This is a genomic window from Desulfobacula sp. (assembly GCF_030611305.1).
Classification (GTDB): Bacteria; Desulfobacterota; Desulfobacteria; order Desulfobacterales; family Desulfobacteraceae; genus Desulfobacula.
Genome location: NZ_JAUWQB010000017.1, coordinates 21,817 through 37,305, shown reverse-complemented (window position 1 = coordinate 37,305; position 15,489 = coordinate 21,817). Strand labels below are relative to the sequence as shown.

General features: G+C 43.6%; 14 protein-coding genes. 11 read left to right on the top strand and 3 right to left on the bottom strand.

From position 1 onward, the window contains the following. The first annotated feature begins 4 nt into the window (after positions 1-4). The 6 genes from QAI40_RS05085 (at position 5) to mltG (ending at position 6,000) form a co-directional block, all read left to right on the top strand. Positions 5-973, top strand: a complete 969-nt coding sequence (locus QAI40_RS05085; RefSeq protein WP_299978956.1) for an RnfABCDGE type electron transport complex subunit D — start codon at positions 5-7, stop codon at positions 971-973. After that, positions 966-1,547 carry an RnfABCDGE type electron transport complex subunit G gene (rnfG, locus tag QAI40_RS05080; RefSeq protein ID WP_299978958.1) on the top strand — a complete coding sequence of 194 codons (582 nt, stop codon included), beginning with the start codon at positions 966-968 and terminating at the stop codon, positions 1,545-1,547. The genes QAI40_RS05085 and rnfG overlap by 8 nt, the downstream gene beginning before the upstream one ends. Before the next feature lie 26 nt (positions 1,548-1,573). Further along, on the top strand, positions 1,574-2,182 hold the full coding sequence (gene rsxE, locus QAI40_RS05075) for an electron transport complex subunit RsxE (protein ID WP_299978961.1): 609 nt from the start codon (positions 1,574-1,576) through the stop codon (positions 2,180-2,182). A gap of 15 nt (positions 2,183-2,197) precedes the next feature. Next, the gene (rsxA, locus tag QAI40_RS05070; RefSeq protein ID WP_299978964.1) at positions 2,198-2,773 is read left to right on the top strand and encodes an electron transport complex subunit RsxA; all 576 of its coding nucleotides are present in this window, start codon (positions 2,198-2,200) and stop codon (positions 2,771-2,773) included. A gap of 37 nt (positions 2,774-2,810) precedes the next feature. Then, positions 2,811-4,901 (top strand): FAD-dependent oxidoreductase, encoded by a 2,091-nt coding sequence (locus QAI40_RS05065; RefSeq protein WP_299978967.1) that lies wholly within the window; start codon positions 2,811-2,813, stop codon positions 4,899-4,901. Between the two features lie 100 nt (positions 4,902-5,001). Beyond that, complete coding sequence (gene mltG / locus QAI40_RS05060) at positions 5,002-6,000, top strand: endolytic transglycosylase MltG (protein ID WP_299978970.1); 999 nt, start codon at positions 5,002-5,004, stop codon at positions 5,998-6,000. Here mltG and QAI40_RS05055 read toward each other — a convergent pair whose 3' ends face one another. Further along, the gene (locus tag QAI40_RS05055) at positions 6,001-6,615 is read right to left on the bottom strand and encodes a Smr/MutS family protein (protein WP_299978972.1); all 615 of its coding nucleotides are present in this window, start codon (positions 6,613-6,615) and stop codon (positions 6,001-6,003) included. 42 nt (positions 6,616-6,657) lie between these two features. Here QAI40_RS05055 and QAI40_RS05050 point away from each other — a divergent pair, with 42 nt between their 5' ends. Further along, the gene (locus QAI40_RS05050; RefSeq protein ID WP_299978975.1) at positions 6,658-8,688 is read left to right on the top strand and encodes a ribonuclease catalytic domain-containing protein; all 2,031 of its coding nucleotides are present in this window, start codon (positions 6,658-6,660) and stop codon (positions 8,686-8,688) included. 7 nt (positions 8,689-8,695) lie between these two features. On the opposite strand, the gene QAI40_RS05045 is transcribed toward QAI40_RS05050, so the two are convergent. Both QAI40_RS05045 and QAI40_RS05040 read right to left on the bottom strand, forming a co-directional pair. Then, the gene (locus QAI40_RS05045; protein ID WP_299978978.1) at positions 8,696-9,946 is read right to left on the bottom strand and encodes an IMP cyclohydrolase; all 1,251 of its coding nucleotides are present in this window, start codon (positions 9,944-9,946) and stop codon (positions 8,696-8,698) included. Between the two features lie 3 nt (positions 9,947-9,949). Further along, positions 9,950-10,633, bottom strand: coding sequence for a hypothetical protein (locus QAI40_RS05040; protein ID WP_299978980.1), 684 nt, complete (start codon positions 10,631-10,633; stop codon positions 9,950-9,952). Positions 10,634-10,875: 242 nt separating this feature from the next. Here QAI40_RS05040 and QAI40_RS05035 point away from each other — a divergent pair, with 242 nt between their 5' ends. The 4 genes from QAI40_RS05035 to QAI40_RS05020 are packed head-to-tail and all read left to right on the top strand — an operon-like array spanning position 10,876 to position 15,412. Next, positions 10,876-11,337, top strand: coding sequence for an Lrp/AsnC family transcriptional regulator (locus tag QAI40_RS05035; protein ID WP_299978983.1), 462 nt, complete (start codon positions 10,876-10,878; stop codon positions 11,335-11,337). A gap of 39 nt (positions 11,338-11,376) precedes the next feature. Further along, positions 11,377-12,225, top strand: a complete 849-nt coding sequence (gene panB / locus QAI40_RS05030; RefSeq protein WP_299978985.1) for a 3-methyl-2-oxobutanoate hydroxymethyltransferase — start codon at positions 11,377-11,379, stop codon at positions 12,223-12,225. 22 nt (positions 12,226-12,247) lie between these two features. Continuing rightward, positions 12,248-13,510, top strand: a complete 1,263-nt coding sequence (locus QAI40_RS05025; protein WP_299978988.1) for a hypothetical protein — start codon at positions 12,248-12,250, stop codon at positions 13,508-13,510. A 24-nt stretch (positions 13,511-13,534) separates the two neighbouring features. Continuing rightward, positions 13,535-15,412, top strand: a complete 1,878-nt coding sequence (locus QAI40_RS05020; RefSeq protein WP_299978990.1) for a Glu/Leu/Phe/Val dehydrogenase dimerization domain-containing protein — start codon at positions 13,535-13,537, stop codon at positions 15,410-15,412. Positions 15,413-15,489 lie beyond the last annotated feature (77 nt).

Sequence of the window (15,489 nt, the reverse complement as noted above, 5' to 3'; positions counted from 1 at the left end):
GCCAATGAATAATAACAAATTAACAGTATCCCACGCACCTTTCTGGCATGATGGAGATAGTCTTTTTAAAATGAATCTGAATATAATGATTGCCACCCTCCCGGCAGTCATTTTTGGTATTATTCAGTTCGGCGCACCAGCAGTTGGTGTGCTTGCACTATCTCTTTCCAGTGCAATGGTCTGGGAGCTTATATTAAATATCATATCCAAAAAGAAGATCTCTATCGGTGATCTGGATTCTGCCGTTATCGGACTTGTTTTCGGTATGATGCTTCCGGCCACATCCCCATGGTGGCTTGTCATTACCGGAACTTTTGTTGCAGTGGTTATCGGTAAAATGATTTTCGGTGGTATCGGAGCCAACCCGTTTAACCCGGCCCTTGTGGGAATGGCCTTTTTAATGCTTTCCTGGAAGGTCTTTTTTGATTTCGATACTGCCTATATTAATTATGAATTCGATTTTACCGCCCTTGCACCGCTGGCTGCCCTTAAGTTCCAGGGAGCCTATGAGGTCGCAGGTCTATTTCCTATAGGTGATCTTATCATGGGCAAACAGGTGGGCGCTATTGGTTCCACCTTTGGGCTTGGCCTTATTATCGGTGGTATCTACCTGATCTTAAGGGGATATATCCGGTGGGAAATTCCGGTTTCATTTATTGCAGGTATCATTGTAACTGCCCTGGCGTTCAGCATGGCAAACCCGGATACCTATGCAGGACCCATGCTCCATCTTTTTTCAGGATATACACTCTTTGGAGCATTCTTTCTTGCCACTGAGAATTCATCCTCTCCGGCAAACAGGATTCCCATGTTTATTTACGGATTTTTTGCTGCTGTAATGATCATCCTGATGAGAAACATCGGAGCTTATGCCGATGGTACTGTTTTGGCGATCCTGTTAGTGAACCTTGTGAACCCCCTAGTCGACACAATTAGACCAAAAGCTTTGGGAAAGGGAGTAAACAATGCGTGAAATGATTAGTATGGTTGTGGTTTTAACAGTATTGACAGCTGTTTCAGGCGGCCTGCTTGCTGTAGTAAAATCAGGAACCGAGGTACAAATTGAAAATCAGGTTTTAAAATTTCAGAAAGCGCCTGCTATTCAAGATATATTTCCGGAAGCCACCAATGATCCTCTGGCAGAAAGATTTACAATAAAGACTGATGATATTGAATTGCAGATTTTCCCGGGTAAGCTTTCAGATGGTTCAAAAGCAATTGCCTTTGAAACAAAAGGAGGCGCTTATGGTGGTCCTATCGGACTTATGGTGGGCATCAACCTGGATACCGACGAAATTGTGGATGTAAGGGTGACCACCCATGCTGAAACCCCGGGCATCGGATCAAGGGCCAAAGAAGACCTTTCCTTTGTCTCTCAATTTTCAGGCCTTAAAATGGACACAAATTTTGCCCTCAAAAATGGCGGCGGCGTTATTGATGCCATGTCCGGTGCAACCATTACCTCAAAAGGAGTTAGTGTTGCTGCAGCCCAGGCAAAAGAAATTTATCAGAAACTAAAACCTGAAATTGTCAAGCAGATGAAATAAGGCAAAATATTTTAGGAGAAAAAAATATGGCACAATCCTTAGCAAAAGAATTTACAAAAGGACTCTGGGCTGAGATACCTCCTTTCAGGCTGGTTTTAGGACTTTGCCCGGTCCTTGCGGTTACAAAATCAGTTGAAAACGGAATCGGGATGGGTGTTGCAACCACCTTTGTTCTGGTTTTTTCCAATCTTTTAATATCTCTTCTTAGAAATGTTATTCCGTCAAAAGTCAGAATCGCCTGTTTCATAGTCATCATAGCCACCTTTGTTACCATTGTGGAGCTGATGATGCAGGCTTATACATATGAATTGTTCCTGAAACTGGGTATTTTCATCCCCTTGATTGTTGTGAACTGTATCGTTCTTGGCCGGGCAGAAGCCTTTGCCAGCAAGAACAGTCCTGTCATGTCCATTGCTGACGGGCTGGGTATCGGTATGGGATTTACGTTATCCCTTGCTTCCCTGGGTGCAGTCAGAGAATTTTTAGGTAATGGAACAATTACCGTCTGGGGTGGAGTTCCTATTTTTGAAATGGGAGGAAACTTTCTTCCGTTCAAATTCATGATTGAGGCACCCGGTGCTTTTGTCGGTCTTGGACTCATGCTCTGTTTGATGAACCTCATTGGTAAAAAATAAAAAGGAGATAATAATATGGGTGATTTATTCGTCCTTGCAATAAGCTGTATCTTTATCAATAACATTCTCCTTGCCCAGTTCCTCGGTTGTTGTCCGTTCCTTGGCACATCCAAGAAAATGGAGACTGCCGTGGGCATGGCAATGGCCGTTGTCTTTGTCCTTGTTATGGCCGGCACTCTCACGTGGATGGTGGATACTTACCTGTTAAAAGCGCTTGACGTTGAGTATTTGCGTACGGTTTCCTTTATCCTGGTAATTGCGTCCCTGGTTCAGTTTGTGGAAATGTTTTTGAAAAAAAGTATTCCAGGGCTTTATGCCGGACTGGGAATTTTTTTGCCGCTCATCACCACCAATTGCGCAGTTATGGGTGTCTGCCTGATCAATATTAACGAAGAATATACCTTTGTTCAAGCAGTTGTCTCTGCCACGGCATACGCTATCGGGTTTGGGCTTGCTCTCGTACTCTTTGCCAGCATCAGGGAAAGAGTTAACCTGGCCAGAGTTCCAAAACCCTTGCAGGATACATCCATCGGTCTTGTGACTGCAGGCATTATTGCTTTGACATTTATGTCTTTTAAAGGAATGGTTTAAAAAATAAAGAGGAAGTTCAAAAATATAAGGTGAAATTATGATCCCAGCTTTATTGTTTATGTTAGGCATTGGTGCTGTATGCGGTATTGTACTCAGCCTTTCATCCAAGGTCTTTTATGTATATGAAGACCCGAGAATTGCACAGGTGGAAAACAACCTTGCCGCCGCAAACTGCGGTGGTTGCGGATATGCCGGATGCTCAGCTGCTGCCGAAGCAGTTGTAAATGGCCTAGCGCAACCTTCTGTATGTGTTATATCAAACCAGGAAGGGGTGGAAGCAGTTGCAAAAATAATGGGTGTAGATGCAGGCGCAGCTGAAAGCCCGTTATCCTATAATATTTGTGAAGGCGGAAATCGTGCCGATGATAAATACCACTATATGGGAATTTCCTCCTGTAAAGCCATGGCTGCTGTATTTGGCGGCAAACGGGTTTGTGGTGTGGGATGTATGGGTCTTGGCGATTGTGTCAAAGCATGTCAATTTGATGCTCTTGAAATTGGACCCAACGGCTATCCTGTTGTGGATGATGATAAATGCGTGGGCTGTGGTGCCTGCCAGCTGGCCTGCCCAAAAGATATTATAAAGGTAACAACCCTTTCCGAACAACTCATGAAGTTTAATCAGACACAGGATGCTCTGGCACCCTGTGCCCAGACCTGTCCTGCTGAAATCAATATACCCAGATATATCAACCAGCTCAGGGAAGGCAAATATAAAGAAGCTGTCCAGACCATCCGCATGAGAAACCCTTTACCCCTTGCCTGTGGCAGGGTCTGTCCCCATCCTTGTGAAGATGAGTGCAGAAGAGGTATTGAAGAAGAAGCGGTTTCCATTAACCAGCTCAAACGCTTTGTTGCTGATTATGAAATGAATTCAGGTTCCAGGATCCCCATTAAATGTGCACCGGATACAGGCAAAAAAGTGGCTGTGATCGGTGGCGGGCCTGCCGGGCTATCCTGTGCATTCTTCCTTCGAAGGATAGGACATCAGGTGGATATCTTTGAGGCCATGCCAAAGCTTGGCGGCATTATCAGATACGGTATCCCTGAGTACAGGCTTCCCAAAAAGGTTCTTGACTGGGAAATCCAGGGGATTCTTGACCTTGGAATCAAGGCTTTTTGTAATGTTAGATTTGGTGTTGATTTCGGGCTTGGATCCTTGATGGCCTCGGGCTATGAAGCCGTATTACTGGGTGTGGGTGCCTGGGAAGATTATTCCCTTGGCATTGAAGGAGAGGATCTCGATGGTTGTTTTAAAGGAATTGATTTTCTCCAGAGATTTTCCAGGGGTGAAAAAATAAAGCTGGGGAGAACTGCAGCTGTAGTAGGGGGCGGGAACAGTGCAATTGACTGTGTAAGAACTCTTTTAAGGCTTGGTCTTGAAAAAGTATACATTGTTTACAGAAGAACCAGAAACGAGATGCCGGCCAATGAAGTTGAGATTGTCGCATCAGAAGAAGAAGGCGTTGAATTTGTTTTCCTGGCTGCCCCCACTCAAGTCATCGCCGATGACAACGGCAAAGTGGCCCAGCTCGAATACCTTAAAATGGAACTGGGTGAACCCGATGCCAGCGGCAGACGACGTCCCGTACCCATTGAAGGCTCAGAAACCCTTCTTGATGTGGAAATGGTCATCTCGGCCATTGGTCAGTCTCCGGATGCCTCATTTAAAGATCAGGACCCCCATCCAAGAATGACGGAACTGGAACTGACAAGATGGAATACCATTGATAATGACCCGGCAATCCTGCAGGCTTCCATACCCTATATTTTTACGGCCGGGGATTCTGCTACTGGGCCGGCTCTTGTTGTAGATGCCATCGGCAGCGGAAGGCGTTCTGCCCGGTCCATTGATCTGTTCTTAAAAGGAGAACCGGTGGAACCGGTAAAAGATTCTTTACAAAAAAAGAGGATTCCTGAATCCATTTTCACAAAAGTTCCTGGCCTTAAAAAAACAGCACGGGCCAAAATGCCGGAAATTCCTGTTGATCAAAGGCTTGATTCAATGATTGAGGTTGATCTTGTTCTGCCGGAAGATGCGGCCCATAAAGAAGCTGAAAGATGCCTGAACTGCTGTAGGCTCTGCTATAACCCGGATACAGGTTTTCCAATAGCAAAGGCGAACTGACCTTAAAATAGTAATTTAGAACAGTATAACGGATAAAGGGTATCGTACAGGATACCCTTTGTCCGTTTATGCGTCCCAAGACAATATGCCAAGAAACAACATGAAAATTTTAACATTTGTTCTTTTTATCTTTCTTTTTACAGGAGGATTTTTCTTTTATCTTGATATAAAATCCTTTATTAAAGAACCCGCAAGCACTGCTGCCGTTGAAAAGATTTTTACCATCAAACCCGGTCAAAACCTTACGATTATTGCAAAAAACCTTGAAAAAAAATCCATTATATCAAATAAGACATATTTTACATTATTCACAAAAATGAAAAAGGCAGAGAAAAAACTTCAGGCGGGAGAATATCTTCTGTCTGCATCAAAATCTCCGGAGCACATCCTTGAGATTCTTTTAAAAGGCAAAGTAAAATTGTACAGGATGACTATTCCGGAAGGAATGAATATCAGAGAAGTTGCCGCATTGGTTGAAAAGACAGATCTCTGCAACAAAACAAGATTTATAGATCTTTGCCAAGACAGATCCTTTATCATCTCCTTAGGAATTAAATCAACCTCCCTGGAAGGTTATCTTTTTCCTGACACCTATTTTTTCCCAAAGCATACTTCCTGTGAGGATATCATTACCACTATGGTTGGACATTTTAAAATTATTTTCACTGAAAAATGGAAGGCCCGGGCAAAAACTCTCGGCTTTTCTGTCCATGATATTGTGACCCTTGCATCCATTATTGAAAAAGAGACGGGAGATGCTTCGGAAAGACCCTTGATCTCTTCTGTTTTTCATAACCGCCTGGGAAAAAACATGCGCCTGGAAAGTGACCCCACCGTCATATACGGCATCAAAAATTTTGATGGCAACATTAAACGGAAACACCTTAAAATGCTAACCCCTTATAATACCTATCAAATCAAGGGGCTTCCCATGGGTCCCATTTCAAACCCCGGGGCCAAGTCATTACAGGCAGCCTTGTATCCTGCTCAAACCGAATATTTGTTTTTTGTTTCTAAAAAAGATACCACCCATCAATTTTCAAAAACCATCCAGGAGCACAATCAGGCAGTCAAAAAGTATCAGCTCAGAAAAAAATGATCATTCAAAGCGTTCAAATTGTTTTAAATAAACAATCACAGCACCACTTTTAGATTTCTTTTTTTTATCCCATTCATACCAGATAACCAGATTCTGTTTTTTCATTTCTTTGCATACATCTTCAACGACATCAGGCAATACCGCTCCAAGATCGGAATGAAGCCCTTTTCCGACAATAATTCTTAATGTAAAAAACCCCTGATGTTTGCAAGAGTGGATAAACGATCTGGTTTTGACTTGGGCGCCAATGGCGTTGTAACCATGCAGGTCCAGCTCAACTTCAACAGGCGGATACCGCTTTAGTCTTTTTTTTACAGGCATGGATGATGTTTTCTTTGCAGGTTTTACTTCCCCGTTTTTAAAAGATTCCTCCAACAGCTCAGCAAAATCTTCTTTGCCTCTATTTTCTATGAAATTTCGGTTATCAGACAGAGTATCCAACACCTGCACCCCATGCTTGTTTGTTTGAATTTTTTTTTTGTCTGTCTTTATCTCATTCTTTTTTTCAAATGCCTTTAAAAAATCATGATCAGAATCAAAAATCGGCAGATCATTTTTGTTTTGTTTTTTTAAGTCTTTATTCTCTTTATTCTCTTTATTCTCTTTGTTTCCCATAAAATCATTCTATCGTATTTCCCTTTAATTTACAAGATTTTCATGCCTCTTGTTCATTTGACAACACACCCCCTTCCTGTTATTGTCGGAACCATGATTAAAGGGAATATTGTAGAGTATATTGACCAGCAGAAAATTATTTCTGCTGTTATATTACAGGAAAAAAAAGGCAAATTAAGATTACTTAATGAGAATAATCGGGAAGTTAATTTTTCTGAAAACCGATTGTCTCACGTATCACAGATATGCCTTGACACTTCTGTTTCCAGGGACTCCATCGTTACCCAGCTAAAACAGCTCACGCAAAACCGAAAAGAACTTTCCAAGGCCATAAACATTAAGGAATTATGGGAAATTCTTCATGAAGAGTCTGAAGACATTGATATCGAAACCATGACCCTTTTCTGCTTTGACCCCCCCCTGACTTCGGACCATGAAGCAGCGGTTATCCGGGCTTTTTTTTATGACAGACTCTATTTTAAATTCAACAAGATAATTTTTGCCCCTTACACGCCCGAACAGGTTAAAGCCCGAAAAAGACAAATCAAAGCGGCTGAGAAAAGGGAAATTCAGATCCAAAAAGGCGCTGTCTGGATCAACGATGTTTTGAATAATAAAAACGGCAGCAACACTACGATTGATCCGGATATTATTGATGTTTTAAAATCCTATTATCTGTTTGGCAATGATTCTGATTCCTGCCCGGTTGCCAAAAATATTATCAAAAAATCACCTCTAAATTCACCTGAACAATTGTTTAATGTATTTGTAAAGGCGGAGATCTGGGATCAAAATGAAAATACCAATCTTTTGGCCATGCAAATTCCCACTGACTTTTCTTCCGATGTGCTGGAACAGGAAAAAAAGCTGTCAAGCACCCAGACTAACTTTTTTGATGACCCGTTAAGAAAGGACTTGACAAATATCCCCTTGATCACCATTGACGGGCAATCTACACTTGATTTTGATGATGCTATAAGCCTTGAGAATACGGAAACCGGATATACGCTTGGAATACATATTATTGATGTTAGTGCATATGTTAAATCCGATGACCCCATTGATCTTGCGGCAAGGAATCGGGCCAGTTCCATTTACATGCCTGATGATAAGCTGCCCATGATACCGCCTAATCTTTCCGAGGATCTTTGCAGCCTGAAAGAAAACGAAATAAGACCGGGCATCAGTACCATCATTAAAATGAACCGATTTTTTAAAATTATGGAATACGATATTGTCCCCAGTATCATCAAAGTCCATACGCAGATGAGCTATACTGAGGCAAATCTTTTAAATGGAAAGAATGACCCCATTACCACTCTCTATAAAATTGCGACACTATTACGGGAAAAAAGACTCAAGGCTGGTGCTATTCAGATCACCCTGCCGGAAGTGAATGTATGGCTTGAGGAAAATCAGGAGATCGGATATTTAAAAATTGACAGAGAAAACCCGGCACGCATGCTGGTTTCTGAAATGATGATCTTTGCCAATTCCCTGATGGCTGAGTTTCTTGCAAATAACAATATGCCTGCTGTTTTCAGATCCCAACCACCCCCCAAACAAAGGCTGTTCAAAGGCATTGAAACCTCTTTAACCTTGAATTTCATGCAAAGAAAGCAATTGAGCCGTGCCATGATCGGAACAGATCCGGAAATCCATTCGGGCTTGGGAGTCAAAGCATATGCTACCGCTACATCCCCCATCAGAAGGTATCATGACCTTCTTACACAGCGGCAGATAAAGGCCATTTTCGGATATCGCAAAGCTTACTCCAAGGCTGAACTTGAAAATATTCTCCAATCCATTTCATTGACCATTGCCAATGCCGGCAGGGTACAGGCATCAAGAAAGCGATACTGGATTATCAAGTACCTGGAATCCATGCGGGGAAGCACCTATGAAGCCCTGGTTCTTGATTGTTACAGGGATCACTATAATGTGCTGATCAAGGAATTCATGTTTGAAGCAAAACTTCCCCCAAGCGGTATCAAACTCAAATACGGAGATATCATCCAGGTCACCATCCAGCATGCTGACGCCAGGAGAGACCAGCTCTCTTTATTTGTATAAAAAAATTTTAATGTTTAAAACTTCTCTGCCCCGTATAGACCATTGTTGCATTATTTTCATTACATGCTTCAATGGACTGGTAATCGTTCATAGAGCCGCCGGGCTGAACCACGGCTTTAACCCCCTGACGGAGCCCCACATCAATACCGTCCCTGAAGGGAAAAAACGCATCAGACACCATGGTAGATCCAATAAGACCGCCTTTGACTTCTTTTACATCATTTTCAATTTGCTCCCTCTTATCCGTATCCGTCAGATCGGCAAAGGAAAGCTCATATCTGTCAAAGCAGTATCTGTCAGCGAGTTTCCGAAAAGCCTTGTCCACAGCAATTTCCGCCACTCCTACCCTGTCCTGCTCGCCGGTTCCGATCCCTACGGTGACATTGTCTTTCACATAGATCACTGAATTGGATGTAATGCCGGATTCCACCAGCCATCCGAACAGCATGTCTTCATATTCCCGGCTTGTGGGTTCACGGTCAACCTTGTATGCTTCCCCCTTATACTCGGTTGAAGCCACAACCAAATCCTTTTCAGACAGGGTTTGGGGAACAAAAGACCATTGAGTCACCATACCGCCGTCCATCAGAGTTTTAAAATCAATCACCCGTTCACCGATAAAGCTTTGGAGCTTATCAATATTATTAATCCGGATCACTCTTAAATTTTTCCTGGCACCCAATATATCGATGACCCCATCTTCGAATTCCGGTGCCACCACAACTTCTGCATACTGATTGGCGATGGCCTGGGCCGTAGCAATATCCACTGCTTTATTCAGGGCAATGCACCCACCAAAGGCTGCCACACGGTCCGCCATATATGCTTTGTGATAGGCTTGTTCGAGGCTTTGCGCCCTTGCAGCCCCACAAGGATTGTTATGTTTGACAATCACGGCGCATGGGGTATCGGTAAAATATCTTAAAATGTTCAAGGCGTTGTCAGCATCGGTAAGATTGGTTTTTCCCGGATGCTTGCCCGATTGAAGCAGTTCAATATCAGACACCAGATATTTTCCAGAGGTAATGGTTCGGGCATCACCAAGGGCAAGGTTGCCGTTGACAAGCCTGTAAAGCGCTGCTTCCTGTCCGGGATTTTCACCATATCTTAACCCCTTGTTCACCCCGTCAATCACCCATGAAACCTTTTCATAAAAAAGGGTCTGTCTTTTATCCCCGTCAACAAAAGAAACTTCCATCTGCGGGGTAAAATGATCATCCATAATTGTTTTGTACATCTCTTTGAGATCTTTGGACATGGCTTATTCTCCTGATTTATAGCATGATTTAACGTCATTTATCGATTTTGCAGCAAGATAACGGCTGATGGTTCTATCATAGACTGCAGTGTGCTCAAATGCTTTTTGGGCAAGCCCAAACCTGTCCTCAAGGGATAAAGAGCCATCATTGGCCTTAAGTTTTTCCAGTATGGAAGGATATGTGGAAGGATCAACCACCGATGCCACCCGGATAAAATTTTTGGCAGACGCCCGGATCATGGTCGGGCCGCCTATATCAATATTCCCCCTGGCATCTTCCAGGCTCACCCCCTCTCTGGCAATGGTTTCACTAAAGGGATAAAGGTTCACCACGACCATGTCAATGGCGCGGGCATCGGTTCTTTTTAAATCCTCCTGATGGGCATCATTATAAGTTTCCGTCAACAGACCAAGGTATATTTTAAAATCAAGAGTTTTGACAAGCCCTCCCTGGGTTTCTGGCTGGCCCGTATATTCAGATACCTGTTCTAAGCAGGAATCTGCCCTTCCACCCAGAATCTCTTTTATTTTACTATATGTCCCGCCGGTTGACAGAATCAAAATATCCGGATTCAACTCAACCAGTCCCGGAATAAAGGACTCCAGGCCGGATTTGTCAGACACACTCATAAGAAGGGTCTTTATTTTCACCTGATCATCAATTTTTTCAACTACATTCTTACCCATAATCTTTCCTTATACTTATTGTAAAAAGTTAATGTTCTTTCTTTTAATAATTCAGATTAATAAAATTAAGACCTTAAAGTCAAGTTTCTATACCAGGCCCGACCACGAAAGGCAGTTAATTGTTTATCGAATAAAATTCGGTAGTTTTTAAATAATCTCAAAAATTTATTTATTTTTCCACTTGACATTACAATTTTATTCGGTATAAATAATAAATTATCGAATTTAATTTTGGAGACCCCATGGACAGCATTGACAGGCATACTTTAAAAGCATTGCAACAGGACGGGCGAAAAAAAAATAGTGAGCTTGCTAAAGAGGTGGGGCTTGCACCCTCCACCATGCTGGACCGGGTCAAAAAACTTGAAGACAAGGGAATTCTTAAAGGATACCGGGCAGTAATGGACCCTGAAAAGCTGGGGCTGAAAGCCCAGGGGTTTGCCTGCATTTCCCTTGACCGGCACCAGGTAAAAGATATTGTGCTGTTGGAAAATAAAATCAAAATGATTCCCTATGTCCGTGCCTGCTACCATATTACCGGGCGGTTTGATTACCTTTTGCATGTTGTTGCCCCGGACATTAGCGACCTGGGCAATCTGGTCAAGGAAAAGCTTGCCACCATTCCCGGGATGGGAAAAATCGAAACATTTATTGTATACGCAGAAGTCAAACCCGACCAGGGATGGCCCATTGATGCAGCTTAGCTTAAACAAACTCACGAATAATACAAAAAGGAGAATAAAATGGCTAAGAAAAAAGCAATCCATGATTTTTATAAAATGAAGAGAAAGGGTGAAAAAGTCACCTGGTTGACATCCTATGACTTTCCTACTGCCCAGTTTGCAGAAGCAGCAGGGCTTGATATGATTCTTGTGGGTGATTCCCTTGGCATGTGTGTCTATGGATACAAAGGCACGGTTCCTGTTACCATGGATCAATGTATTGTTCATAGTGATGCTGTTCGACGTGGTGCGCCCAACACATTCATTATTGGCGACATGCCTTTTATGAGTTACCAGACTTCTGATGAAGATGCCGTAAAAAACGCCGGCCGTTTCCTTAAGGAAGCTGACGTAGATGCCATCAAACTTGAAGGCGGCACTCGGGTGGCCTCAAGAATCAAGGCCATCATAGAAGCAGGGATTGTTGTTATAGGGCATATCGGTCTCACACCCCAGAGTTCCGGAGCGCTGGGCGGCCACAAAGCCCAGGGCAGGACAGCCAAAGATGCCGCCCTGGTTGTTGAAGATGCCCTGGCTGTTCAGGTGGCCGGGGCTCAGATGCTTCTGGTAGAAGCAGTTCCCCCGGAAGTAGCTCAATATATTGCCAAAACACTTACCATTCCGGTATTCTCAATTGGTGCGGGAAAAGACTGTGACGGGCAGCTTTTGATTGTCAGCGACCTCATTGGTCAGTTCCAGGCATTCACTCCGAAATTTGTTAAAAAATATTGCGATGTTGCTACCATCATCACAGATGCCATGAAAGCCTATTGTACAGATGTTCGTGAAGGCAAATTCCCGGAAGACCAGCATTGTTACCACATGATTGAAGGCGAAAAAGAAAAATTTCTGGCACTAATGAAAAAATAAAGACCTAAAAAAAGGAATTGCCATGGCTAACCTTAAAGAAATGCTTAAAATTGAAGCAAAAGATCTCGATATTGTTAATCAACTCATCACAAATCCTGGCAACAAACAAGTGGAAGAACTTTGTGACCTGATTGAAAAATTTGGCGGTGCCAGGGCCATTAACGAAAAAGCAGCACAGGCCAGGAATCCTGAAACCCTGATGCAACGCCTTAAAGAAATGAATTCCCCCTATGTTGCCGACCTTGAATGGCTGATGGAACAAAGGGACAAGAAAGCATTTATTTCAATGGATGACTATTGCAAAAATATCCTGGGAAAGGATGGCGATGCCTCATCTGTTGATTCGACCAATGCCGTAACACTTGAAGCCAGCGCCATGCAGTTTTTCCCTTGGCTGATGGCCCAGGCCAGACAGGCCATTGAGAAAAAAGAACTCATGCCGGGCCGGATTATCCGGGTCAGAAACATGGCCGAGCAGGTCGAAGATAACGGCGATATCATGGCCACCGCCCTTGCCATGCAGATCATCGGTGCCACATATGTGGAATCCCTTGATACCCGCGGAACCGATGGCAGCAACGTTCATCTTGGCGGCCCTGGCACCATTACCGGGTATTTTGGTGGAATCGGGCAGCCCAATGACTATCCCATAAAATGGGCTGAAGAATATCTCAACTACTATACTGGCTACGGTATTAAGCAGGTATTGAACGTAAATTCCGGCACCATTCTTTTAGGATACATGATGCACAGACTTGGCGTGGACATTGAATTTAAAATCTCCGTATTTGTAGGCAATGACAATCCATACTTTATCATGTGGACACTCATGACGGCCAGACTCTTTGCACGGGAAGACGGCACCACATCCCTTGTGGGTTTCAACCTTTCCAATTCAGTAAACAATGAGACCATCCGACAGGCAAATGTCATCAGGAAACAATTGGGCCTTGAAAAACAGGTTCGCTTTGAGCACCATATTACGGAAACCTATCAGTCCATTGTAAATCAACCATACAACCGCAGAGATGAACTCATTGAAATTGCCAAAGAAGTCCCCAATATTTCTGCAAAACATGAAGGCGGAGAAATTGATGTAGAGGAAAAAAGAGAGCATCCGTCTAACATTCTTGAATACTTTTTAACAAAAAAAGAAGTTCTGGATAATGATCTGATGGAAGCCCTTCAAACCAATTATCTTGACAAGCATCATTCCGTCAACTTGACAGCACAGGCATTAATCAAGTCCGGTACCGGTGTCATTGCAGCGAAAAACCTGCATTAATCTTAAGTATAAGGAAATGGGAAAATGATTCCGTCAAGAATGCATCAATTTTTGCACGATGCCCTGCCAGAAAGTATCTGGAAAAACCGCCTGATCAAGGACGGTCCTTTGAGATTTCTTGAATTCGGTCCCCTGGATGTTGATCGTCTCCAACGTCTAGGCATAAAAGTAGACCGCCTGGGGCCAAGGCTGGTATCCTGTATGTGGAATGAGGACAGCCCTGTGGAAATCGGCGGATTCCTTGTGGTGGACAACCTTGCCATGGGACAGCCGTCAATGGGCGGCACAAGGATGCTGCCGGATATCACCCCGGATATTATCCATAACCTTGCAAGGGGTATGACCCTTAAAAATGCCGCCGCCGATCTTCCCTTTGGCGGTGGAAAATCCGGTATCGTCAGGAATGAAAATCTTTGTGAAAAAGACCGGTATGAAGTCATAAAGGGATTTGGTCAGCTTTTAAAACGATACAAAAAAATCTATATTCCGGGTCCGGATGTGGGGACTAATGATGCGGATATGAAAACCTTTGCCATTGAAAACGGCCTGAACAATGTCGTATCAAAACCGGCTGACATGGGCGGCAACAGGATTGATGAACTTGGCGGTGCCGCCAATGGTATTGTGGTAGCCACCAAGGCCCTGCTCGAACATCTACCCAAATTAAAGCAACTACCCCAGTTTAAAAATATGGTCATTCCCAAACCCTCTGAGCTGGACATTCTCATCCAGGGATTTGGGGCTGTGGGTGCCCACGTGGGAAGAATTTTTCATGAGTATGATCCTGAAAACTGCCCTATTATCAAAGGGATCAGTGATGTAAACGGCTATCTTTTGAATTCGGACGGGCTCCCCTGGAAACAGCTCTTTGATATGTGGAAAGAGTTTGGTACCGTGACTCAAAAATATTTTCATGATCAAATCATGCACGAGGATCATCCTGAATTAAAAAACATGGTCTTTTCCAACTCTTCCAACAACCTTCTAACCGAATCCGCATTCTGTCTGGTTCCGGCATCGCCCGTGTTCAACTACCTGGATGTGGATGCCGCCTCAAACCCATCCATGACCACGGACAGGATGGGAACCTGGCAGATCATTGTTGAAGGGGCAAACACCTATTCTCCGAATCCGGAAAGAAAAGCTGAGCGCCGACGAATGGAACGCTTTGTTTACAGGGACAAAGGTGTGCTGATTGCAACAGACTATCTGGTAAACTCAGGCGGGGTCATCTATGCTGCCCATGAAAGGATTATTCCGACACCGAATCATTTGCTGATTCCCAAAGACCTTCTAGGAAATCCCAACGCCATTGAATCCTGGCTTGAAAAAAACCAGGATGATTTCGAAAGCCTTGCGAATAATCGAAGGAAAGCAGCTGTTGAAAAACTTGAAACGGTCATCCGCCGAAATATGGGAGAACTGATTAACGGCCTTTGCAAGGATGCAGACAGCCTGCCCTGTGAAATTGCAGAACAAATCAGTGTTCAGCGAATCGCATCCATGGAAAAATCAAGGACAGCCAGGGATATCATGGAAGAAGCCCCCACCATCGGTGTGGATAAAAGCGTGACCGATGCTGCCAAATTACTGGTAGATGCCCAGGTTCCCATCGTCAACGTCGTGTCTGAAAAAGGCAAGCTCATCGGCATCGTGACCAACTGGGACATTACCAAAGCCATGGCATCAAAACTGCCCATGGATTCTCCGTTGACCAAGATCATGACCGCAGATGTGATTACAAACAATCCAGATGCCACCATCATTGACTGCATCCGGAAGCTGGAGAACCATGAAATTTCAGCCATGCCCATTGTCGAGGAAGATAAAGCGGTCGGTGTTATTTCAGGTGACATACTTGCCAGAAGAACACTCTTCAGGCTGTTGCAAACCATGACATAAGCGATCCAGCCGCATCTGTGTATTGTAATTCTCAACAGATTAACGTATTTTAGTATTTTTAATATTGTAATCAACTC

Excerpts from the sequence above, each read along its gene's own strand:
- rsxE (WP_299978961.1), top strand. The coding sequence starts at position 1,574 with ATGGCACAATCCTTAGCAAAAGAATTTACAAAAGGACTCTGGGCTGAG.
- QAI40_RS05065 (WP_299978967.1), top strand. The coding sequence starts at position 2,811 with ATGATCCCAGCTTTATTGTTTATGTTAGGCATTGGTGCTGTATGCGGT.
- QAI40_RS05050 (WP_299978975.1), top strand. The coding sequence starts at position 6,658 with ATGCCTCTTGTTCATTTGACAACACACCCCCTTCCTGTTATTGTCGGA.
- rsxA (WP_299978964.1), top strand. The coding sequence starts at position 2,198 with ATGGGTGATTTATTCGTCCTTGCAATAAGCTGTATCTTTATCAATAAC.
- QAI40_RS05040 (WP_299978980.1), bottom strand. The coding sequence starts at position 10,633 with ATGGGTAAGAATGTAGTTGAAAAAATTGATGATCAGGTGAAAATAAAG.
- mltG (WP_299978970.1), top strand. The coding sequence starts at position 5,002 with ATGAAAATTTTAACATTTGTTCTTTTTATCTTTCTTTTTACAGGAGGA.
- QAI40_RS05020 (WP_299978990.1), top strand. The coding sequence starts at position 13,535 with ATGATTCCGTCAAGAATGCATCAATTTTTGCACGATGCCCTGCCAGAA.
- QAI40_RS05055 (WP_299978972.1), bottom strand. The coding sequence starts at position 6,615 with ATGGGAAACAAAGAGAATAAAGAGAATAAAGAGAATAAAGACTTAAAA.
- panB (WP_299978985.1), top strand. The coding sequence starts at position 11,377 with ATGGCTAAGAAAAAAGCAATCCATGATTTTTATAAAATGAAGAGAAAG.
- QAI40_RS05045 (WP_299978978.1), bottom strand. The coding sequence starts at position 9,946 with ATGTCCAAAGATCTCAAAGAGATGTACAAAACAATTATGGATGATCAT.
- QAI40_RS05025 (WP_299978988.1), top strand. The coding sequence starts at position 12,248 with ATGGCTAACCTTAAAGAAATGCTTAAAATTGAAGCAAAAGATCTCGAT.
- QAI40_RS05085 (WP_299978956.1), top strand. The coding sequence starts at position 5 with ATGAATAATAACAAATTAACAGTATCCCACGCACCTTTCTGGCATGAT.
- QAI40_RS05035 (WP_299978983.1), top strand. The coding sequence starts at position 10,876 with ATGGACAGCATTGACAGGCATACTTTAAAAGCATTGCAACAGGACGGG.
- rnfG (WP_299978958.1), top strand. The coding sequence starts at position 966 with ATGCGTGAAATGATTAGTATGGTTGTGGTTTTAACAGTATTGACAGCT.